Origin of the sequence: Frateuria sp. GZRe12, from assembly GCF_051900535.1 — a bacterium.
Taxonomy (GTDB): domain Bacteria; phylum Pseudomonadota; class Gammaproteobacteria; order Xanthomonadales; family Rhodanobacteraceae; genus Frateuria_A.
Map to the genome: position 1 here is coordinate 205,806 of NZ_JBHZGI010000003.1, position 19,894 is coordinate 225,699.

General features: G+C 67.9%; 16 protein-coding genes. 7 read left to right on the plus strand and 9 right to left on the minus strand.

Annotated elements, in window-relative coordinates; translation table 11 throughout:
- Nucleotide 1: 1 nt before the first annotated feature.
- The gene (locus tag ACFWZ4_RS09500; protein ID WP_439704446.1) at nucleotides 2–1,363 is read left to right on the plus strand and encodes an amino acid permease; all 1,362 of its coding nucleotides are present in this window, start codon (nucleotides 2–4) and stop codon (nucleotides 1,361–1,363) included.
- An 85-nt stretch (nucleotides 1,364–1,448) separates the two neighbouring features.
- Here ACFWZ4_RS09500 and ACFWZ4_RS09505 read toward each other — a convergent pair whose 3' ends face one another.
- The 7 genes from ACFWZ4_RS09505 to ACFWZ4_RS09535 form a co-directional block, all read right to left on the minus strand.
- Nucleotides 1,449–2,141 carry an aspartate/glutamate racemase family protein gene (locus tag ACFWZ4_RS09505; protein ID WP_439704447.1) on the minus strand — a complete coding sequence of 231 codons (693 nt, stop codon included), beginning with the start codon at nucleotides 2,139–2,141 and terminating at the stop codon, nucleotides 1,449–1,451.
- 135 nt (nucleotides 2,142–2,276) lie between these two features.
- Nucleotides 2,277–5,117, minus strand: a complete 2,841-nt coding sequence (rapA, locus tag ACFWZ4_RS09510; protein WP_439704448.1) for an RNA polymerase-associated protein RapA — start codon at nucleotides 5,115–5,117, stop codon at nucleotides 2,277–2,279.
- A 158-nt stretch (nucleotides 5,118–5,275) separates the two neighbouring features.
- Nucleotides 5,276–5,953 (minus strand): Fe2+-dependent dioxygenase, encoded by a 678-nt coding sequence (locus ACFWZ4_RS09515; protein WP_439704449.1) that lies wholly within the window; start codon nucleotides 5,951–5,953, stop codon nucleotides 5,276–5,278.
- Nucleotides 5,954–5,969: 16 nt separating this feature from the next.
- Nucleotides 5,970–8,288 (minus strand): catecholate siderophore receptor Fiu, encoded by a 2,319-nt coding sequence (locus ACFWZ4_RS09520; protein WP_439704450.1) that lies wholly within the window; start codon nucleotides 8,286–8,288, stop codon nucleotides 5,970–5,972.
- A gap of 232 nt (nucleotides 8,289–8,520) precedes the next feature.
- Entirely contained in the window at nucleotides 8,521–10,641 is a 2,121-nt protein-coding gene (locus ACFWZ4_RS09525) for a M13 family metallopeptidase (RefSeq protein WP_439704451.1), read from the minus strand.
- 177 nt (nucleotides 10,642–10,818) lie between these two features.
- The gene (locus ACFWZ4_RS09530) at nucleotides 10,819–12,594 is read right to left on the minus strand and encodes a M14 family metallopeptidase (protein ID WP_439704452.1); all 1,776 of its coding nucleotides are present in this window, start codon (nucleotides 12,592–12,594) and stop codon (nucleotides 10,819–10,821) included.
- Between the two features lie 73 nt (nucleotides 12,595–12,667).
- Nucleotides 12,668–13,318, minus strand: coding sequence for a DUF502 domain-containing protein (locus ACFWZ4_RS09535; RefSeq protein ID WP_439704453.1), 651 nt, complete (start codon nucleotides 13,316–13,318; stop codon nucleotides 12,668–12,670).
- A 104-nt stretch (nucleotides 13,319–13,422) separates the two neighbouring features.
- Between ACFWZ4_RS09535 and ACFWZ4_RS09540 the strand changes: the two genes are divergently transcribed.
- Nucleotides 13,423–13,938, plus strand: a complete 516-nt coding sequence (locus tag ACFWZ4_RS09540) for an RNA polymerase sigma factor (protein ID WP_439704454.1) — start codon at nucleotides 13,423–13,425, stop codon at nucleotides 13,936–13,938.
- On the plus strand, nucleotides 13,935–14,588 hold the full coding sequence (locus ACFWZ4_RS09545) for a hypothetical protein (protein ID WP_439704455.1): 654 nt from the start codon (nucleotides 13,935–13,937) through the stop codon (nucleotides 14,586–14,588). Before ACFWZ4_RS09540 ends, ACFWZ4_RS09545 begins: the two co-directional genes overlap by 4 nt.
- An 81-nt stretch (nucleotides 14,589–14,669) precedes the next feature.
- Here ACFWZ4_RS09545 and ACFWZ4_RS09550 read toward each other — a convergent pair whose 3' ends face one another.
- On the minus strand, nucleotides 14,670–15,128 hold the full coding sequence (locus ACFWZ4_RS09550; RefSeq protein ID WP_439704456.1) for a DUF4442 domain-containing protein: 459 nt from the start codon (nucleotides 15,126–15,128) through the stop codon (nucleotides 14,670–14,672).
- Between the two features lie 137 nt (nucleotides 15,129–15,265).
- Nucleotides 15,266–16,129, minus strand: a complete 864-nt coding sequence (gene trxA / locus ACFWZ4_RS09555; RefSeq protein WP_439704457.1) for a thioredoxin — start codon at nucleotides 16,127–16,129, stop codon at nucleotides 15,266–15,268.
- 199 nt (nucleotides 16,130–16,328) lie between these two features.
- Between trxA and ACFWZ4_RS09560 the strand changes: the two genes are divergently transcribed.
- Genes ACFWZ4_RS09560 through ACFWZ4_RS09575 form a run of 4 tightly spaced genes read left to right on the plus strand, consistent with a single transcriptional unit; the run spans nucleotide 16,329 to nucleotide 19,879 of the window.
- Nucleotides 16,329–17,003: a paraquat-inducible protein A gene (locus ACFWZ4_RS09560; RefSeq protein ID WP_439704458.1), complete on the plus strand. Its 675-nt coding sequence runs from the start codon at nucleotides 16,329–16,331 to the stop codon at nucleotides 17,001–17,003.
- The gene (locus tag ACFWZ4_RS09565) at nucleotides 17,000–17,620 is read left to right on the plus strand and encodes a paraquat-inducible protein A (protein WP_439704459.1); all 621 of its coding nucleotides are present in this window, start codon (nucleotides 17,000–17,002) and stop codon (nucleotides 17,618–17,620) included. Before ACFWZ4_RS09560 ends, ACFWZ4_RS09565 begins: the two co-directional genes overlap by 4 nt.
- Nucleotides 17,613–19,280: an intermembrane transport protein PqiB gene (locus tag ACFWZ4_RS09570; RefSeq protein WP_439704460.1), complete on the plus strand. Its 1,668-nt coding sequence runs from the start codon at nucleotides 17,613–17,615 to the stop codon at nucleotides 19,278–19,280. Before ACFWZ4_RS09565 ends, ACFWZ4_RS09570 begins: the two co-directional genes overlap by 8 nt.
- Nucleotides 19,277–19,879 (plus strand): PqiC family protein, encoded by a 603-nt coding sequence (locus ACFWZ4_RS09575; RefSeq protein WP_439704461.1) that lies wholly within the window; start codon nucleotides 19,277–19,279, stop codon nucleotides 19,877–19,879. The genes ACFWZ4_RS09570 and ACFWZ4_RS09575 overlap by 4 nt, the downstream gene beginning before the upstream one ends.
- Nucleotides 19,880–19,894 lie beyond the last annotated feature (15 nt).

Below are 19,894 nucleotides of genomic sequence, written 5' to 3' on the forward strand. Positions count from 1 at the left end.
CATGAGCGAACATCTGCAGCGGCAGCTCACGCCGCGCCACATTACTTTCATGGCCCTTGGCATGTGCATCGGCGCGGGCCTGTTCCTGGGCTCGGCCAGCACCATCAAGCTGGCCGGGCCGTCGGTGCTGATCGCCTACCTGTTCGGCGGCGCGATGATCTTCGTGATCATGCGCGCGCTGGGCGAGATGGCCGCGCACGAGCCGATCGCCGGTTCCTTCAGCGCCTACGCGCACAAGTATCTGGGGCCTTACGCCGGGTACCTGACCGGCTGGAATTACTGGGTGCTGATGATGGGCGTGGGCATCGCCGAGAGCACGGCGGTAGGCATCTACATGAAGGACTGGTTTCCCGAGTTGCCGCAATGGATCTGGGCGTTCGCTTCCGTGGTGATGATCGGCGGCCTGAACCTGATGGCGGTAAAGGTCTATGGCGAGATGGAATTCTGGTTTGCCCTGATCAAGGTGCTCACCGTGGTGCTGATGATCCTGGGCGGATTCGGGATCATCTGGCTGGGTTGGGGCAACGGCGGGCAGCCGGTGGGCATTTCCAACCTGTGGACCCACGGCGGCTGGTTCCCCAACGGCTTCACCGGCATGGTGCTGGCGCTGCCGGTACTGGTGTTCTCCTTCGGCGGCATCGAGACGATCGGCATGGCCGCCGCCGAGGCCGCGCATCCGGAGCGCACGATTCCGAAGGCAGTGAACTCCGTGATCTGGCGCATCCTGATCTTCTACATCGGCTCGCTGTTCGTGATCATGGCGATCTACCCGTGGAACGAGCTGGGTACGCAGGGCAGCCCGTTCGTCACCACTTTCGCCAAACTGGGCATCCCGCAGGCGGCAGGCTTGATCAACTTCGTGGTGATCACCGCGGCGCTGTCGAGCTTCAACTCGACCACCTTCAGCGGCAGCCGCATGCTGCACAGCCTGGCGACCAAGGGCCAGGCGCCGGCCGCGATGGGGAACCTGAGCGCGAGCGGCGTGCCGGTTCGCGGCGTGCTGGTGACGATCTTCTTCCTGTTGCTTGGCGTGGTGATGAACTACCTGGTGCCCGAACGCATCTTCGGCATGATCATGTCGATCCTGGCGTTCAACACCGTGTGGACCTGGGGCACGGTGCTGGTGGCGCATTGGAGCTTCCATCGCCGCCAGCCCGAGCCGCTGCCGTTCCGGCTGCGCCTGTGGCCGCTCTCGAGCGTGCTGGCGTTGGCCTTTCTGGCGTTCGTGCTGGTGATGCTCGGCTACAGTCCCGATACGCGCGTGGCGCTTTACGTGGGCGCAGGCTGGGTGGCCTTGCTGACCTTGGCGTACTGGGGTTTCGGCATAGGCCGGCGCATGCGGTCGGCGCTGGTGACTGTCTGAGACAGTCCCGCTGATCCGGCGTGGGGTGGGCTTCGGCCCACCGGCAAGCTCGCGATGAAAGGTGGGCTGAAGCCCACCCTACGGATCAGCCGAGCGCGAACCCCACCGCCGCGGCCGCATGCAGCGCCGCGGTGTCGAACACCGGAACGCCCGCGTCGGCGTCGCCCAGCAACAGGCCCAGTTCGGTGCAGCCGAGGATCGCGCCCCGCGCGCCGGCGCGCACTCCGTCCGCGATGAGGCGCAGCAGGTATGCACGTGCCTGCGGGCGGAACTGGCCGGCGCAGAGTTCTTCGTAGATCACCCGGTGCAGCTCGGCCCGTTCGGCGGGTCCGGGCACCAGGCAACGCACGCCGTGGTCGCGCTGCATGCGGTCGCGAAAGAACGCCTGTTCCATGGTGAAGGCGGTGCCGAGCAGCAGCACGGAATCCAGCCCCTGTGCGCGGATCGCGCCCCCGGTGGCGTCCACGATGTGCAGCAGCGGCAGCGGCGTGGCCGCCGCCACGACGTCGGCCACGATATGCATGGTGTTGGCGCCGATCAGGAGGCACTCGGCGCCGCCGGCCTGCAGCCGCCGCGCGGAATGGGCCAGCAGCGCGCCGGCGCCGTCCCAGTCCCCGGCGCGCTGGCAGGCGGCGATGACGGAAAAGTCCAGGCTGTCCAGCAGCAGGCGTGCGGAATGCAGCGGGCCCAGGCGGTCGCGCACGCCGCGGTTGATCAGGCGGTAGTACTCGACGGTGGATTCCCAGCTCATGCCGCCGATCAGGCCGATGGTGCGCATGCGGTTTTCCTCTGGATGGAGCGGCCAGTGTATGTGCGTGGCGCCCGACGCCGCCGCATGCCTGTAGGAGCGCGCCGGGATGGATGGCGGTCGCGCACAGGTGCGCTCCTACAGGATGCCCTCCCGCCGGGCGGATCAGCGCAGCGCGAGGAAATCCGGGCTGGCGACGAAGCGGACGGCGTCCAGGCGCAGACGCGATTGCGGCAGCGCGTCGAGCAGGGCCTGGCGTTCGGCGGCGAGCGTGGCGATTTCCGCCGGGTTGATCGACGGGTTGACCTCGCGCAGCGCGCGCAGGCGGGCCAGTTCGGCATCGAGTTCGGCGGTCGCCTGGGCGACGGCTTCGGCGATGTGCTCCTGCGCCCGCTGACCGGCGATAACCTCGGCCTTCTCAAGCATCGGCGGCACCAGCTTGGCGAGGAACTTGCGGTAGCGCGGCACCTCGATGTTGCGGTCGGCCGCCTTGCGCACGGCCGCTTCGCTGGGTTCGAAGCCTGCGCGCTCGGCCAGTCGCGTGTCGATCGTGACCACCAGCGGCAACGCCGGCAGGAAGCGTTCGGCATCGAGCGCCCGGTCGGCCACGCATTCGAGCAGGAACACGGCCTGGAGCAGCGCGCTGCGCGGCGGCAGCGCATCGTCGACCATGAAGGCGGCGTTGCCCTGTTCGCCGGAAAGCGCGAGGTCCAGCGCGCCCTGCACCAGCGGATGGTCGAAGCGCAGCAGCGGCAGTTCCTCGCGCGCCAGTGCCACGTCGCGGGCGAAGGTGGCCGACACCGGACCTTCGGCAAAGCCGGGCAGGGCGTCGGTGGAAAGGTATTGCGGGTCGAGCAGCAGCACCTTGCCGCCCAATTCCTCGGCGTGGATGCCGAAGGCCTCCAGGAGGCGCTGGATATAGGCGTCGCGCGAGGGATCGACATCCTCGCGGCGGAAGGCCTGGCCCAGTTCGTCGGCGTGCGGGTCGCGGCTGGCGGCCAGTTCCAGCAGGTGGTCGCGGCCGGCGCGGATGAGCGCGGCCAGTTCTTCGTGGGAGGCGCGGGTGTCGGCGATCAGCGCGTCCAGTTCCTGGTCGCGGCTGTCGGCGTTGCGCGCATGTTCCGCGGCCAGTTCCACCAGCGGCTCGCCGTAGCGGCGCAGCAGCTCGCGCCCGTCGGCGGGGCTGGAGCGGAACGCATCGATGCCTTCGTCGTACCAGCGCGCGAGCACGTGCTGCGCGCTGTCCTGGACGGCGAGGATGTGGATGGCGATGTCGTGGGCCTGGCCGATGCGGTCGAGACGGCCAATGCGCTGTTCGAGCAGGTCCGGATCCAGCGGCAGGTCCCACAGGATGAGCCGGTGCGCGAACTGGAAGTTGCGCCCTTCCGACCCGATTTCCGAGCACAGCAGCAGGCGCGCGCCGTCGGGTTGGGCGAAATAGGCGGCGTTGCGGTCGCGCTGCACGATGCCCAGGCCTTCATGGAAGCGCGCGATGCCGGCGCCGCTGCGGGTACGCAGCGCTTCCTCCAGCGCCAGTACCTTCGCCTGGCTGCGGCAGATCAGCAGGAATTTGTCCTGCGGATGCGCGTCGAGCAGGGTTACCAGTGCCTCCAGGCGCGGGTCGTTCGCGTAGTCCAGTTCGAGCGCCGGCGCCGGCTGCTGGATGTCGGCGTGGAATTCGGCCAGCAGCACCTGGCGCGCGTTCTCGTCCAGCGCGTCGGCATCGATCAGCTGCCATTCGGGCACGCGGCGCGGGAAGCCGCCGATGCCGGCGCGGCGATTGCGGAACATCGCGCGGCCGGTGCCGTGGCGGTCGATCAGCGCGTCGAGCAGCTCGCGCGCGGTGCCCGGCGTGCCGGGGCCTTCCAGCTGCGCGAGCAGGCCCGCGTCGCCGGCGAAGATGTCGCGCAGTGCGTCGCGCTGGGCGTCGTCGAGCGGCTCGCCGGATTGCAGCCGGTCGGCAATTGGCGAGAGCGCCTGGAAACGCTCGGCTTCGGCCAGGTAGACGTCCAGGTCGTGGTAGCGCTGCGGATCGAGCAGACGCAGGCGGGCAAAGTGGCCGCTGCGGCCGAGTTGCTCCGGCGTGGCGGTGAGCAGGATCACGCCGGGCGTCTTCGCCGCCAGTTGCTCGACGAGCGTGTAGCGCGGGCTGGCCGCTTCGGGCGTCCAGGCCAGGTGGTGCGCTTCGTCGACGATCAGCAGATCCCACTCCGCCTCGACTAGCTCGCGCGCGCGCTTGGGGTTTTCCTCCAGGAAACGGAAGTCGGCGATGACCAGCTGTTCGTCGTCGAACGGATTGCGCCCGTCGCCGGATTGCTCCAGCGCCTCGCAGCGTTCCTCGTCGTAGATGGCGAAGCTCAGGTTGAAGCGGCGCAGCAGTTCGACAAACCATTGGTACACGAGCGTGTCCGGCAGCAGCACCAGCACGCGCGAGGCGCGGCCGGTAGCGAGCTGGCGGGCGAGGATCATGCCCGCTTCGATGGTTTTTCCCAGGCCCACCTCGTCGGCCAGCAGCACGCGTGGCGGGCGGCGCGAGGCGGCGATGCCGGCCACGCGCAGCTGGTGAGGCACCAGGCCGATGCGGGATGCTTCCAGGCCCCAGGCCGGCGATTGGCGCGCCTGGGCGCGGCGACGCAGCCCTTCGAGGCGCAGGTCGAATTGCGCCACGGTATCCGTGCGTCCACCGACCAGACGATCGTCGGCCTGGCTCACGCTTTGCTCGTCATCGAGCTGGCCTTCGTGCAGCTCGCGTCCCTCGCCGCGGTAGATCAGCAGGTCTTCCTTGATTTCAACCCGCTCGACCAGGAAGGCCAGGCCCTTGCCGGCGACGCGCTGGCCGGGGCGGAATTCGGCGCGCACCAGCGGCGCGGAGTCGGCCGCGTAGGGGCGCAGCACACCGGCCTTGGCGAAGAGTACCTGTACGCCGCGGCCCTCCACCCGCAGGACGGTGCCCAGGCCCAGTTCGGGTTCGGCGGTGGAGATCCAGCGTTGACCAGGTACGAACATCGTGCTGCCGGGTTGCAGAAGGGGCGCCGATTATCCGCTCCCGGCCGTGTAGAGGGAACCGCCGTGCATTGCTCGTGCAGGAGCGCCCCTGGGCGCGACCGTGAGTCAGGGCCAGCCAGGATGCCCGCGGTCGCGCCCAAGGGCCTTCCTGCAAGGGATCATGTCTCGGACCAGCGGCGCAGCAGGTTGTGATAGACGCCGGTGAGTTGCAGCAGCGCGTCTGCGTCGGCGCCGCCTTGCGTCAGGCGTTGGATCGATCCGTCCAGTTCGAGCAGCAACTGGCGCTGGGCATCGTCGCGTACCAGGCTTTGCGCCCACAGGAACCCCGCCATGCGCGCGCCGCGCGTCACCGGCAACACGCGATGCAGGCTGCTGGACGGATAGACGATGGCATCGCCAGCCGGAAGCTTGACCTCGTGCTCGCCGTAGAGGTCACTGATGACGAGTTCGCCGCCGTCGTACTCGCCAGGCTCGGTCAGGAACAGCGTGCACGAGACGTCCGAACGCAGCTGCCCGCCGTCGGGCAGGGCCATCACCGCACCATCCACGTGGGAGCCGTAGTGCCCGCCGCCCTCATAGCGGTTGAAGCGTGGCGGCAGCACGCGCTGCGGCAACACCGCGGCGTGGAAGAGCGGATGGCGCGCCAGCGCGTCCATCACTTCGCGGCCAAGCTCCCGCCGCAGCGGCGAGGTTTCCGGCAACTGCTGGTTGCGCTTGACCTTCGCCCCCTGCGAACCGACCGTCTCGCGGCCGTCCGTCCAGGTGGCGCCATCGAGTGCCGAACGCATGCGCGCGACCTGCCCGCGATCCAGCACGTTGGGGATGTGCAGCAGCATGGCGGTGCCCTGGCTTTTAGAACCGGATGTTGGCCGTCAGCATCGCGGCGCGCGGCGTGCCCGGCGTGTAACGGTAGCCGCTCTTGTTGATGGCCGCGACGTAATGCCGGTCGAACAGGTTGTAGAGATTCAATTGCAGGTCGAGGTGGCGGTTGACCGGCAGGCTCGCCATGGCGTCGAACACCCAATAGGAGCCCGTGGTATCAGGCGTGCCGATGGCGCCATCGGTGCCACGCTTCATCGCGCCCGCGTAGCGCGCGCCGCCGCCGACGGTGAGGCCGAAGGGCAGGTGATAGGTGGTCCATGCGGTGAACGCGCTGCGCGGCGTGTAGGCCAGGTCGCTGGAGCCGTCGTTGCTGACTGCCGCGCCGTGGGTGATCCTGGCGTCCATGGTGGTGAAGCCGGCGCTCACGCCCCAGTCGTCGGTGATCCGGCCGACGATGCCCAGTTCGATGCCTTGCACCCGCTTGCGGCCGGTCTGGTAGTACTGCTCGTCGACCGGATCCTGGGTCAATTCGTTGCGCACCACGGTGCGGTAGAGCGCAGCGGTGAGCAGCAGACGCTGGTCGAGCAGGTCCCACTTGGTGCCCAACTCCGTGGTGCTGGCCCGCTGCGGATCGAGCGTGGGGTTGTCGGCGCTTCGCGCCGAGCTGCTGAACAAAAGCGTGTTGCCGCCGGGCGGCTCCTGCGAGACGGCGAAGTTGGCGTAGATGCTGCCATTGGGCGCGGGCTTGTACAGCACGCCCAGCTTGCCGTTGGGCAGGGTGTCGACCACGCGTGCGGCAAGACCGGGCACCGGCGTGCCGGCCGGCAAGGTGCCGCATTCGGGGCTGTTGCGCTCGCCGCAGAGAGCGACGCTGTCGAAGCGGGTGGTGTAGCGGTCCAGGCGCGCGCCGGCGGTGACCTGCCAGCGCTGGCCGAACTTCAGCGTGTCGAACACGTAGACCGCGGCGGTGTCGGTGGTGCCGGTGCTCCAGGCGCCGGTTTCGCCGTAGCGCAAACCGCCCACGCGCGGATCGGGGTGATAGAGGTTCGCGGCCGGCGAGCTGCTTCCGTCCAGCGGCGCGACGTCGATGTCGGAGGCTTTCTCCTCACTGACTTCCACGCCCGCGCTTAGGTTGTGGATCACCGTCCCCGTGGTGAAGTTCGCGGTGAGATTGGCCTGGTTGGTGAGGATGCGGTTGGATTGCCGCTTGAACGTCGGCAGGCTGCGTGCAATGGCCCAGGTCGAGGGATCGGCCTGGACCGGCGTGAGCAGGTTGTCTGCGTCGGCGCGGAAGGAGGTCAGCAGGTAGTCCTGGTGCGTGCGGCCCCAGCGCGTGGTGTCGCGCAAGGCAAGGTCGGGGCTGAACTCGTGTTCGACGATCAGCGTCAGCATGTCCGCGGCGACGCGATCGTGGTCCTGCGCGGTGCCGTAGAAGTTCTCGCTGTCCACCCGCGGTGCCTGGCCGATCTGCGGCCGTACGGGATCGGGGCTGGCGTAGCCGGGCAGGCCTAGCGTCGGTATGCCGCCGTCGGGCACGTTGTTTTGCTTGATGTGCAACGCATCGAGGAAGACGCGCGTGGGCGTGCCCAGGCCGAACGCCAGCGAGGGCGCCACGCCCCAGCGACGGTTGCGCACGCGGTCGCGGCCGGGCACGCCGCTGTCCTGGCCGACGACGTCCAGACGGAACGCGCTCTGTTCGCCGATTTGCCGGTTGAGGTCGGCGGTGGCGCGCTGCTGCTGGCCGCTGCCGTAGACCAGCGAACCGCTGGCCCGATCGCTGAGCATCGGCTGCCGGGTCACCATGTTGACCGCGCCGGTCGGTGCAGTGCGGCCGTATGCGGTGCCGTCCGGGCCCTTGGTCACTTCCACCTGCTCGATGTTGAACAGGTCGCGCGAGATCGTGCCCAGGTCACGCACGCCGTCGACGAAGATGCTGCCCGACGTATCGAAGCCGCGCATGTAGATGCCGTCGCCAGTGGTGGTGCTGCCGTTCTCGCCGACGTAGAAGGTGCCCACGCCCGGGCTGTTGCGCAGCGCTTCGGTCAAGGTCGTCGCGCCCTGTTGCTCGAACAGGTCGCGGGTGATGATGCCGATGGTCTGCGGGGTGTCCAGCAGCGGCTGGGTGAACTTGGGCGAGTCGACCATGTCGGCGCGGTAGTCCGCGCCACGCGTCGCGTTGACCTCGATGCCGGGTAGACGCTTGGCGTCGCGCACCTGCGGATCAGTGGCGTCACTACCGCCGGCATGGGCGGGCGCTGCGAAGGCCAGGCCGGTGAGCAGGCTCGCGGCCATGCCGCGAGTTAGCGCGGACGATCGGGTCGGATGCTTGCGGCTGGTGATGCCTGCCATGGGAGTCCTTGTCTGGCGGTTGCGTCAAGCTGCGAAGCTTAATGAGAACGATTTGCAATAACAAGACGGAATGACGGCCTGGGATGGGCTTCAGCCCGCCCGCGGGGCCGCGGCGCGGTGCGGTTGGTAGGCTGATACCCACCCTTGGGGCGTTCGGGTGGGGGGCGGCGTGGCAACAAAAAAGGCCCCGCCGGAGCGGGGCCTTTTCATCCTCCGAACGGAGAATGATGCGTTACCAGATCTTCACCTGCTTGTCGCCGGAGCGGACCATCGCGTCGCCCGGCTTGCACTGGAACGCAGTGGCGAACGCGTCCATGTTGGACGGCGCGCCGATCGCGCGCAGCGAGGCGGGGGCATGCGGGTCGGTGTTGAGGCGCAGCAGTGCCTCCTTCTCGCGGATGTTGCCGCGCCACACGCGTGCCCAGTTGAAGAAGAAGCGCTGGTCCTGGGTATAACCGTCGATCTTGGAGCCGGCTTCCTCGGGGTTCTTCTTCAGCGCCATCTGCAGTGCGTCGTACGCCGCGTTCAGGCCGCCGAGGTCGCCGATGTTCTCGCCGAGGGTCAGCTGGCCGTTGACGTGCGCATCCGGCTTGTCCTTGATCGGGGTGTAGGCGTTGAACTGCGCCACCAGCTTGCCCGCGCGTTCGTCGAACTTGGTGCGGTCGGCCTTGGTCCACCAGTTGACGTTGTTGCCGTCGCCGTCGAACTGGCTGCCCTCGTCGTCGAAGCCGTGGCTGGCCTCGTGGCCGATCACCGCGCCGATGCCACCGTAGTTGATCGCGTCGTCGCCGTTGGCATAGAAGAACGGCGGCTGCAGGATCGCGGCAGGGAAGTTGATCGTGTTGTCGGTCGGGTTGTAGTACGCGTTGACCGTCTGCGGGGTCATGCCCCATTCCTTGCGGTCGGTCGGCTTGCCGATCTTGTTGGTGTCGTACTGGTAGTTGAACTTGGCGGCGGCCATCACGTTGCCGTAGTAGTCGCCCTGCTTGATGTCCAGGCCCGCCCAGTCACGCCACTTTTCCGGATAGCCGATCTTGGGCAGGAAGGTGCTCCACTTGGCAATCGCCTTGGCCTTGGTCTCCGGGCTCATCCAGTCGAGATTCTCGATGCGCGCCTTCAGGGCGTTGCGCACGTTGTCGACCAGCACCTGCGCGCGCTCCTTCGCTTCGGGCTTGAACATCTTGTCGACGTAGAGCTGGCCAAGCGCCATGCCCATCGAGCCATTGACCGCGCCGAGGACGCGCTTCCAGCGCGCCTTCTGTTCCGGCTGGCCCGACAGGGTCTTGCCGTAGAAGTCGAACTTGTTGTCCTGGAAGGACTTCGACAGAAGCGGCGAGGCGTCGTCGATCACGTGGAAGCGCAGGTAGGACTGCCACTGGTCGATCGGCGCGCTGGCGAGCAGCTTGTCGAACTCGACGAAGAACTTCGGCTGCGACAGCGAGAAGCCCTTGTCCACCTTCACGCCCTGGGCGTCGAAGAATTTCTCCCAGCTGAAGTGCGGGGTGAGCTTGTCCGCTTCCTTCACGCTGACGAAGTGGTACTGGTGCTCGGGCGTGCGCAGTTCGACCGGGGCGAACGAGGCGGCCGCCAGCTTGGTTTCGAACGCCATCACCTGGTCGGCCTGCTTCTTGGCGTCGGCCGCCGGCACACCGGTCAGTTCGAGCGACTTGGCGATGTAGCCCAGGTACGCGTTGCGCTGCTCGGCGTACTTGGCGTCGGTGTAGTAGTCCTTGGTCGGCAGACCCAGACCGCTCTGGAAGGTGTAGCCGATCTGCATGGAGGCGTTCTTGAAATCGGCACCCGAGCCGAACGCGAACACCTGCATGTCGCCGTTGCTGAAGCTCTTGTTGAGGTAGTCGGCCACGTCCTTGCCGTTCTTCAGCGCGGCGATGGCGTCGAGCTTGGGCTTGATCGGATCGAAGCCGGCCTTCTCGATGGCTGCTTCGTCCATGCCCGAGGCATACAGGTAGCCGATCTTCTGCTGGATGGAGCCGGCCTGTGCGCTGGTGGCGTTCTTGGCCGCGGCGTCGACGATGTCGTGCTGGGTGTTGAGGCTGTCCTCGGCCAGCTTGTCGAACGCGCCCCAGCGGGTGCGGTCGGACGGGATCGGGTTGGCGGCGACCCATTTGGCGTTGACGAACTGATCGAAGTCCGCGCAGGCCTCGTTCATCGGGCCCAGCTCGCTGACGTCGAACACACTCTGGGGCGCGGCGGCCATCGCGGTGGTGCCGGCGGCGGCGGGTGCGCTGCTGCTGGCGGCAGGGTTCTGGTCGGCCTCGTGCTTGCCGCACGCGGTCAGCGACAGCGCCAGGCTCACCGCGAGCGCCAGCGGCTTCAGATACTGCTTGGACATGGATTTCCCTCTGTGTGTTTGCGCCGTTCGGCGGTTGCGTTGTTGCCGGCCGCGTCCCCCACGACGCGGCCATGACCGGCCACGCTAGGCCATTGGTCATGGGTCAGACAGTGTCAAAGGTCAGGGGTCGGGGCGGGGCAGGGAAAAGGAAATCCCGCAACTCCCGCCCTCGCGCCGCTACTTTCCCAGCGCCTTCCACTGTGACCGGTCCAGCCGCAGCACCGGATAGACGCCCACGTCTTGGGCCGCATACCAGGGCGAGCGCTCGAAGAAGAACATCAGCCGTGCGCGCGGATCGGCGGCGAAGGCGGGGTCGTCGCGGAGCTTGCGCTCGAAGGTGGCATGGAGCGCCGGATGGGCGGCAAGCATGTCGCGTGCGAGTTTCTCCAGCACGCGCGGCTCGCCGTATTCCTTCGGTTCGAAGATGGCGTCCAGGTAGCCCCAGCGCAGCATCGAGTCGGGTGCCTGGGGCTCGAGCAGTTCGATCGCCACGTTGGCGCCGCGCTGGTCCAGCGGGACGATCACCGACCCGGCGGGGAGGGTGAGCTCGCGCGGCGCCGCATGGAGCTGGAAGTCGCGCAGCATCAGGTGGCCCTCGAAAGGTTTTTCCGCCCATCGCGGCTGGTCGAGCCGGTAGCCCTGGGCGGTGACTTTCATCGGGCGCGCCAGGCGGCGGTAGGCGATGCCGTGCGCGTCGAGGCGGTCGATCAGCACGGTCCACTGGGCCGGGATCGCATAGGCGGCCGGCGGGTCGACCGATACATCCGGCAGCAGGCCGTTCCAGTTGGGGATCGTGTAATTGCGCGGGCGCGACGGGTCGTAGCGGATCCAATCGCCGCCGGAGATGTCGCTGTGGGTCACCGTGTAGGCGTAGCCCTTGAGTTCGTACGGGGAGGAGCCGGGGTCCAACTTGAACGTAAGTGGCAACCTGGCCGAGCGATCGCCGGCGCGCGCAATGGTTCGGGCGTCGGCTGCGGCGTTGGTTTTCAGCAGGGCGTCCGGATGGTTGCCGATCCGTTCGAGCAGCACGTCGACCAGGTCATAGACCGCACGCACGCGCACCGCATAGGGCTTGAGCATGTGCGTTTCGATCAGCAGCGCGGGCCGGTCCTGCAGCGCGGCATAGCCAGTGGAGAAGCGCGGGCCGGAGCCGAAGTTGGTGATGCCCTTGCGCGGGTCGGCGCCGTCCTTGAACTCGAGGTAGATCGAGGCGAGGTGTCCGCGCGCCTCGTAGGCGGGAATGGCCGTGTCCGTCAGCGCCCTTTGCCAGGCGGCCACGCCCGGGTCGAGCTTGTGCGGATCCTCGGTGTACCAGGTCAGGTCGTACTGGTAGTCGGCGCCGTCGGTGGTGTGCACGTCGATCAGGAAATCCGGCAGCCAGCGCTGCCAGAGTTTCAGCCAGGCGCGCATCTCCGGCGCATCCGCCTTGACGTAGTCGCGGTTGAGGTTGAGGTACTGCGACTGGCCGCGGAAGCCCTGCGCGTCGGGGCCGTTCTGGTTGATGCGGTGGTAAGGGCTCGAATTTTCGTGACCATCCACGCTGAACACCGGGATGTAGACCAGCACCACGGGATCCAGCAGGTGCGTCAGCTTGCCGGTGACAGCGAAATCGCGCAGCAGCATCAGGCCGGCGTCCTTGCCCTCGATCTCGCCAGGATGAATGCCGGCCTGCAGCAGCACCACCGGCTTGTGCGCCGCACGCGCCGCCTGCGGCGAAAAGCTGCCGTCGTTGCTGGCGATCACCACCGTCATCGGCCGGCCTTCGGGCGTGGTGCCGAAGGTTTCCAGCCTGATCTTGCCAGGCGCGGCCTGATGCAGGCGCTCGAGGTAGGCGAGCGTGTCGGCGTAGCTCGGCGTGGTGCGGAACTGCGCAACCTCGGCCGGCGTGGTCCAGTTGGCGGCGTGGGCTGCGCTCGCGATGACCAGCGAAAGAACGAAGATCCAGCGATACATGAAAACCCCTGTGGGAGCGCACCGTGTGCGCGACAAGCCAGCGGCGCGGTAACGCAGCGGTCCGCCAGCGGGACTACAGCTTGCGCGTCGCGGCAGGCAACGTGTCGGGCGCCACCGCACCACCGGAAATGATGAAAGCCATGCCCTGGTCCATCGTCCATTCGGTCGGCGTCAGCGCCTCCACCGGCAGGGTGAGCAGGAAGCCACCGGTGGGATTGGGCGTGGTCGGCACGAACACCGCCGCCATCTCGCGACCGCTGCCTTCCTCGACCATGATCCGCGTGACGAAGCCGATCGCCTTGGTGCCGGCATGCGGGAAGTCGACCAGCACGACCCGTTGCACGCCCGAGGGCTTCTGCTGCAACACCGCCATCAGCTTTTTGGTGCCGCCGTAGATGGTCTGCACCAGCGGAATGCGCTGCAGCAGCGCATCGAACGTATCCAGCAGTCGCTGCCCGATCACGCGGCTGGCCAGGAAGCCCAGCAGGTACAGCGCCAGCAGGGTGATCAGCAACGCCACGATCGAGATGAACCACGCGCTGCCCAGCGCCCGGGCGGTTTCCGGCGCCACCAGGGCCAGCGCGCCCAGCGCCGCGGCCACCATCGGCGCACCGATGCCGGCCAGGAAGCCCAGCACGACCTTGAACACTGTCCAGGTCACCCACAGCGGGATGAAGGTAAGCAGGCCGGTGAGCAGGTAGCGTTTGAAGCGCAGTCGCGGCATGGCGGTTCGCGGGCAAGGGGAAGTCCGCATTGTAGGCCGCGACGTGGTGTGATTTTTTCGCGGGCCGGGCGAATCATGAAAAGGACACGGAGCCCGAGCGAGCCATGAACGATCACCAACGCCAGTTCGAAGCGCTGTTGCAGGAGCACCGCGGCATCGTGTTCAAGGTGGCCAGCGTCTACGCGCACGGCCGCGAGAACCGCAACGACCTGGCGCAGGAGATCGCCGTCCAGTTGTGGCGTTCCTTCGCCAGCTTCGATGCCGCACGCGCGAAGTTCTCCACCTGGATGTATCGCGTGGCGCTCAACGTCGCCATCTCCCACGCCCGACAGGTTGCGCGCGACGGGCGCCTGGAGCCGCTCGATGCCGCGCACCTGGAGTTGCCCGGCGACGCGGACGTGGTGCAACCGGACGAACGGCTGGCGGCCCTCTACACCTTCATCGGCCGGCTCGATCCCCTCAACCGCGCACTGATCCTGCTGTACCTGGAAGACAGGAGCCACGCCGAGATCGCCCAGGTACTCGGCATCAGCGAAACCAACGTGGCCACCAAGATCGGCCGCATCAAACACAAGCTGCGCGGGCAGATGATCGCGCCCGCCGACACCGCGAGGGCATGAACATGGAACTGGACGATTTCAAGCAGGCCTGGCAGGGACTGGATCGCCGGCTGGAACACCAGCGCGCGTTGAACGCCCAACTGTTTGTCGAGAGTCGACTGGACAAGTTGCGGTACGGCCTGCGGCCGCTGGTGTGGGGGCAGGTCGCCCAGATCGCGCTCGGCCTCCTGGTGGCCGTGCTGGCGGGCGCCTTCTGGGTGGCACGGCTGCATGTTCTTCATCTGCTGGTTTGCGGCGTGCTCCTGCAGCTTTACGGCTTGTCGCTGATCGGCTTCGCGGCGCGCAACCTGTACCTGATCCACGGCATCGATCCTGGCTCCCCTGTACTGGCGATCCAGCGACGGATCGCCGAGCTGCGCGCCTGGCGCGTGCGCGTCGAGGGGCCCTTCAATGCCGTGGCCGGCTGCTTCGTGTGGATCCTGGTGTTGTGGGTCAACCTCGCCTGGTATGGCGTCGATCTGTGGGCGGGCGGTCGCTCGATCGCGTGGATGACGCTGAGCGCCGGCGCGGGTCTGGCCGGCGTGGGCGTGGTCGTCTGGGTCATGCGCCGCACCGGGCACGGCCGCAAGCTGGAAGACCACACGGCCGGCCGGAGCTTGCAGAAGGCCGAAGCGATGCTCGCCGAGATCGAGCGCTTCCAGCAGGAGTAAGGGCGAACCGGCAGGCCCGTGTCGCCCGCACGGTGAGCTTCAATCACCCTGGCCGCGCAGGGCGGTGGGCTGAAGCCCGGCCTATGCGGCGCGAGCCTTGGGCTTGAGCCGCACGTAAAGCTGCTTGCGCACGCGTGCGACGACCTCGCCGGAGGCGGTCGCCACTTCGGTCTCGAACCAGCGCAGGACCTTGTCGCCCGTGGCGGCCGCCGTGCGCAGTTCATCGACCATCGCGTCGGAGAGGTGGAAGGAGGCGTACACGTCCTCGCGGCCGGGCGTCACGAAGTCGATCGCGCCGGCCTTGTCCCACACGTAGTAGTCGCTGCCCAGGCGATGCATCGCCAGCAGCATCCAGAACGGATCGGTCATGGCGAACAGATTGCCGCCGAACTGGCTGCGCACGTAGTTGCGGTTCCAGGGGCGAAGGCGCAGCACGACGCGCGCATGTGTCCAGTCGCTGCTCAGTTCCAGCACGCGGATGCTGTTGAACAGGAAGGGTGGCCACAGATTGAGCAGGCGGCGGAAGGTGGACGCGCGCATCGGGGAGCCGGCAAAAACGCCAGTCTAGCGTACGCGTGCGTATGGGTCCGCTTTGCAGGAGCGGACCTGTGCGCGACCCGCGGGCTTCCCGATCGCGCACCGTGCGCTCCTGCAGGTGGTTCGCTACCTTGCGGCTGTCAGAACAGCAGCGAGGCCATGCGCCGGCGATAGCGGCCCACCAGCTCTGCATCGTCCAGCGTGGCAAAGGCGGCCAGCAGGCGCTTCTTCGCGCCACCTTCGTTCCAGTCGCGCGCCTTTTCCAGGATCGCCAGGAACTGGTCCAGGCCGGCGGCAGGATCGTCTTCCAGCAGTAGCCGCACGCCGAGCAGGTCGCGTGCGGCCCAGTCGGTCGGATCGGCCTGCACACGCTCACGCAATTCGGTCAAGGAGGGCGCGCCTTGCAGTGCGCGGGCCAGGTCCAGCTGGCTGCGCAGGCGCACGGCGCGCGCATCGGTGGCGAGGTTCGCCGGCAGCGCGTTGAGCTCCGCTACGGCGGCGTCGGCCTGGCCGTTGCGCATCAGTGCGAGTGCCAGGTCGAGCTTGAGTTCGGCGCGATCGGGCGCGGCGGCGATCTCCTGCTGCAGGCGGTTGATCGCCTGCGCGGGGTCTTCTTCCTCCACTGCCTCGGGCTCGGCGGGGACTTCGTCCCCCAGCGGCTGCACGTGGCGCGAGAGGAACTCGCGCAGCTCGCCCTCGGGCAATGCGCCGGCGAAGCCGTCGAGCAGTTGCCCGTCCTTGACCATCATGACGGTAGGGATGGAGCGGATGCCGAACATCGCAGCCAGCTCCTGGTTCTTGTCCACGTCGACCTTGCCCAGGCGGAACGCGCCGTTGTACTCGGCGGCAAGCTTCTCGAGCATGGGGCCCAGCGTCTTGCACGGGCCGCACCAGGTCGCCCAGAAATCCACCAGCACCGGCGTGGTCATCGAGGCGCGCAGCACCTCGGTCTCGAAGTTGGCCGTATCGATGTCGAAGACGTGGGCTTGGGCAGCGGCGGTCACTTGAGATCTCCAGGGAAGGAAGGTCCCACATCGGGGCGCCGGCCAGCATATCAAGAGGGCGGGAGGCGCCGGCATGCACCGGCGCGCTGTTCGGCCGGGAAGCATCGCCCGGGAGTCGGCTCCTGCGAGCATCATGTTGCTTGCCGGCAGTGGCGTGGCGGCGGCATCCCTCGGGCGCGCGATTTGCGAGAATAGGCCGATGAGCACGCCCGAGCACGGCCTGGCCCGCATCGACGCGACGGATGACCCCGCGTCGGCACGGCCGCACGCGCCGTCCAGCCCGTTGCTGATCTGCGAGCACTGCGACACGGTGCACCGCAACCACGCGTTGGCGCGGGGCGAGACCATGCGCTGCGTGCGCTGCGGGGCGTTGCTGGCTCGTTACCACGTGCTCAACGCGGGCGGCATGCTGGCGCTGGTGCTCACGGCGCTGATCGTGTTCCTGATTGCCAACGTGTGGCCGGTGGTCACCCTGGGCCTGGGTTCGCAGCAGAGCAGCGCCACGCTGTGGGGCATCATCCTGAAGATGTGGGGCCAGGGGGCGCCGATCGTGGCGGTGATCGCCGCCGCTACGCTGTTCTTTTTCCCGCTGAACAAGATGCTGATGCTGGGCTGGGTGCTCTTCTTCGCCCGCGACGGCCGGCGTGCGCCCGGCTTCGCGTCCATCATGAAGTCGCTGTACTACCTCCAGCCGTGGACGATGAGCGAGGTTTTCGTGCTCGGCGCGATCGTGTCCATCGTCAAGGCGCACGCCTATTTCGACGTGCAGCCGGATCCTGGCATCTGGGCCTATGGCGTGTTGATGCTGTTGATCACGGTGTTCTCCGGGATCGACCTGCGCTCGCTGTGGGACATGACGGAGCCGGACCAATGAGCCGCGCGCCGCGCGCAGCGGAACTGGGCATCATCGGCTGCCACGTGTGCGGGCTGGTCTGCCTCGCGCCGACGGGCGACGACGCGGCCTGCCCGCGCTGCGGCGCGGCGCTGCACCGGCGCAAGCGCGACAGCATCGCCCGCACCTGGGCGCTGCTGGTGGCTGCGTTCATCCTTTACATCCCCGCGAACCTGTTGCCGATCATGCGCACGGTGAGCCTGGGCGACATCGACGACAACACCATCATCAGCGGCGTGGTGGAACTGTGGGTCAAGGGTTCGCCGAGCCTGGCGGTGATCGTGTTCACCGCCTCGATCGTGGTGCCGATGACCAAGTTCCTGGTGCTGGGCACGTTGCTGGCGAGCACCCGGCGCCACAGCCGATGGGCGTTGCGCCAGCGTGCCAAGCTTTACCGGGCGGTGGAGTTCATCGGCTACTGGTCGATGCTGGACGTGTTCGTGGTGGCATTGCTTACCGCGCTGGTGCGCTTCGGCTTTTTCAGCCAGGTCGAACCATTGCCGGGCGTGGTGTTCTTCGGCCTGACCGTGATACTTACGATGTTCTCCTCCATGAGTTTCGACCCCCGATTGATGTGGGATGGACCCGACGATGATTGAGCAGACCCCGCGCGAGGACTTGCCCGAGCCGGTGGTGCGCAAGCACCGCTTCAGCCTTTCGCTGATCTGGCTGGTGCCGGTACTGGCCGCGCTGGTAGGCCTGTCGCTGGTGGTGCACGCCTGGCTGCAGGCGGGGCCAGAGATCACCATCACCTTCCAGACCGCTGAGGGCCTGGAGTCCGGCAAGACCCCGGTCAAGTACAAGAACGTAGTGATCGGCAAGGTCACCGGCCTGGACCTGACCGAGGACCGCGAGCGGGTGCGCGTCACGGTCGCGCTGAACAAGAGCGCCGAGAGCTTCGCCACCAAGGGTACGCGTTACTGGGTGGTGCGTCCGCGCATCGGCCTGGGCGGTGTGTCGGGCGTGGATACGCTGCTTTCGGGCGCCTTCATCGGCACCGACGTGGGCGATTCGAAGGAAGAGCAGTACGAGTTCGCCGGCCTGGAAGCGCCGCCGGCGGTGCTGCATGGCGCGCCCGGCAAGAGCTTCGTGCTGCACACCGACGACCTTGGCTCGCTCGATACCGGCTCGCCCGTGTACTACCGCCGCATCCAGGTAGGCCGCGTGTCGTCCTATACGCTGGACAAGGACGGCAAGGGCGTATCGCTGCGCATCTTCATCGACGGGCCGAACGACCGCTTCGTCACCCGTGGGACGCGGTTCTGGAATGCCAGCGGCGTCGACGTCTCGCTCGGGGCCAACGGGCTGAAGCTCAACACGCAGTCGCTGGCGACGGTGATCGCCGGCGGCGTGGCGTTCGAGGAACCGCGCGGTCCGCACGATGCGACCCCGGCGCCCGAGGACGCCGACTTTGCGCTGTTCGGTGACGAGGCCACCGCCATGGCGCCGCCGGACGGACCGCCGCGCTACATCCGGATGCGCTTCAACCAGTCGCTGCGAGGTCTGGCGGTGGACGCGCCGGTGGAGTTCCTGGGTGTGAACATCGGCAAGGTCGTATCCCTCACCATGGACTACGACGCGAAACACTCGCGCTTCCCGCTCACCGTCGGTGCGGTGGTGTACCCGCAGCGGCTAGGCCATGCCTACGACAAGCTCGCCGCGCAGGCGGGCATGAAGGACGGGCGCGTCGACCTGGCGCGCATGTTCGGACCGCTGGTCGCGCATGGCCTGCGTGCGCAGGCGCGCACCGGCAACCTGCTGACCGGACAGCTCTACATCGCGCTGGACTTCGTGCCCAAGGCGCCCAAGGCGAGCTTCGACCTGGCCGCGACGCCGATCGAACTGCCCACCGCGCCGGGCAGCTTCGACAAGCTGCAGGAGCAGCTGGCGGACATCGTCACCAAGGTGCAGAAGATTCCGTTCGACAGCATCGGGCACAACCTGGACCAGACGCTGGCGGACCTGGACCGCACGCTCAAGCAGGTCAACGGCGGCGTGTTGCCCGAGCTCAGGGGCACGCTCAAGGGCGCGCAGCGAACGCTGGGCAGCGCCGACAACGCGCTGTCGGCCGATTCGCCGCTGCAGCAGAACCTCGGCAGCACGCTGGGCGAGTTGCAACGCATGGCCCGTTCGCTGCGCGCGCTGACCGATTACCTGGGCGTGCATCCGGAGGCCCTCATCCGTGGCCGGCCGGACGATCCGCCACCGGCGCAACCCGAACGAACCCGTCCGTCCGCCCGGCAAGGGAGCAAGCCATGATCCGCACGCGACACCTGCTGGCCGCCGCGCTGGCGCTGGGGCTGGCCGGCTGCGCCTCCGAGCCGGCGCACTACTACACGTTGCTGGCGCCGGCGCCGGCGGATGCCGGCACGGCGAGCCGTGCGCCTTTCGACTTCGAATTGATGCCGGTCGGCATTCCCGCCCAGGTCGACCAGCCCCAACTGGTGATCCGCCAGGGCGGGCAGAGCGTAGCCCCGCTGTCAGGCGAACGCTGGATCGCGCCCCTGGCCGATGAGGTGAGGGCCGCGTTGTCGGCCGATCTGTCCCAAGCGCTGCACGCCCGGGACGCCACCGGCATGCCCGGCGGCAGCAAGCCGCGGCTGCGCATCAAGGTCGACCTGCGGCGGTTCGATTCGGCACCCGGCGACTACGCGCTGGTGGACGCCGCCTGGACCGTGCGCCAGTTGCAGGGCGACGCCACGCTCGCCTGCACCAGCCAGATCCGCGAGCCCGTCGGGGCCGGTTACGGCGCGCTGGTCGAAGGCCACCAGCAGGCACTGGCCAGGCTCGCCGGAGAGATCGCCCGGATCGCCGGACCCGTCGCGGCGGCCAAGCCGACTGCCTGCCCCAGCCCGTAGGGTGGGCCTCTCCCC

Excerpts from the sequence above, each read along its gene's own strand:
- ACFWZ4_RS09500 (WP_439704446.1), top strand. The coding sequence starts at position 2 with ATGAGCGAACATCTGCAGCGGCAGCTCACGCCGCGCCACATTACTTTC.
- ACFWZ4_RS09505 (WP_439704447.1), bottom strand. The coding sequence starts at position 2,141 with ATGCGCACCATCGGCCTGATCGGCGGCATGAGCTGGGAATCCACCGTC.
- rapA (WP_439704448.1), bottom strand. The coding sequence starts at position 5,117 with ATGTTCGTACCTGGTCAACGCTGGATCTCCACCGCCGAACCCGAACTG.
- ACFWZ4_RS09515 (WP_439704449.1), bottom strand. The coding sequence starts at position 5,953 with ATGCTGCTGCACATCCCCAACGTGCTGGATCGCGGGCAGGTCGCGCGC.
- ACFWZ4_RS09520 (WP_439704450.1), bottom strand. The coding sequence starts at position 8,288 with ATGGCAGGCATCACCAGCCGCAAGCATCCGACCCGATCGTCCGCGCTA.
- ACFWZ4_RS09525 (WP_439704451.1), bottom strand. The coding sequence starts at position 10,641 with ATGTCCAAGCAGTATCTGAAGCCGCTGGCGCTCGCGGTGAGCCTGGCG.
- ACFWZ4_RS09530 (WP_439704452.1), bottom strand. The coding sequence starts at position 12,594 with ATGTATCGCTGGATCTTCGTTCTTTCGCTGGTCATCGCGAGCGCAGCC.
- ACFWZ4_RS09535 (WP_439704453.1), bottom strand. The coding sequence starts at position 13,318 with ATGCCGCGACTGCGCTTCAAACGCTACCTGCTCACCGGCCTGCTTACC.
- ACFWZ4_RS09540 (WP_439704454.1), top strand. The coding sequence starts at position 13,423 with ATGAACGATCACCAACGCCAGTTCGAAGCGCTGTTGCAGGAGCACCGC.
- ACFWZ4_RS09545 (WP_439704455.1), top strand. The coding sequence starts at position 13,935 with ATGAACATGGAACTGGACGATTTCAAGCAGGCCTGGCAGGGACTGGAT.
- ACFWZ4_RS09550 (WP_439704456.1), bottom strand. The coding sequence starts at position 15,128 with ATGCGCGCGTCCACCTTCCGCCGCCTGCTCAATCTGTGGCCACCCTTC.
- ACFWZ4_RS09560 (WP_439704458.1), top strand. The coding sequence starts at position 16,329 with ATGAGCACGCCCGAGCACGGCCTGGCCCGCATCGACGCGACGGATGAC.
- ACFWZ4_RS09565 (WP_439704459.1), top strand. The coding sequence starts at position 17,000 with ATGAGCCGCGCGCCGCGCGCAGCGGAACTGGGCATCATCGGCTGCCAC.
- ACFWZ4_RS09570 (WP_439704460.1), top strand. The coding sequence starts at position 17,613 with ATGATTGAGCAGACCCCGCGCGAGGACTTGCCCGAGCCGGTGGTGCGC.
- ACFWZ4_RS09575 (WP_439704461.1), top strand. The coding sequence starts at position 19,277 with ATGATCCGCACGCGACACCTGCTGGCCGCCGCGCTGGCGCTGGGGCTG.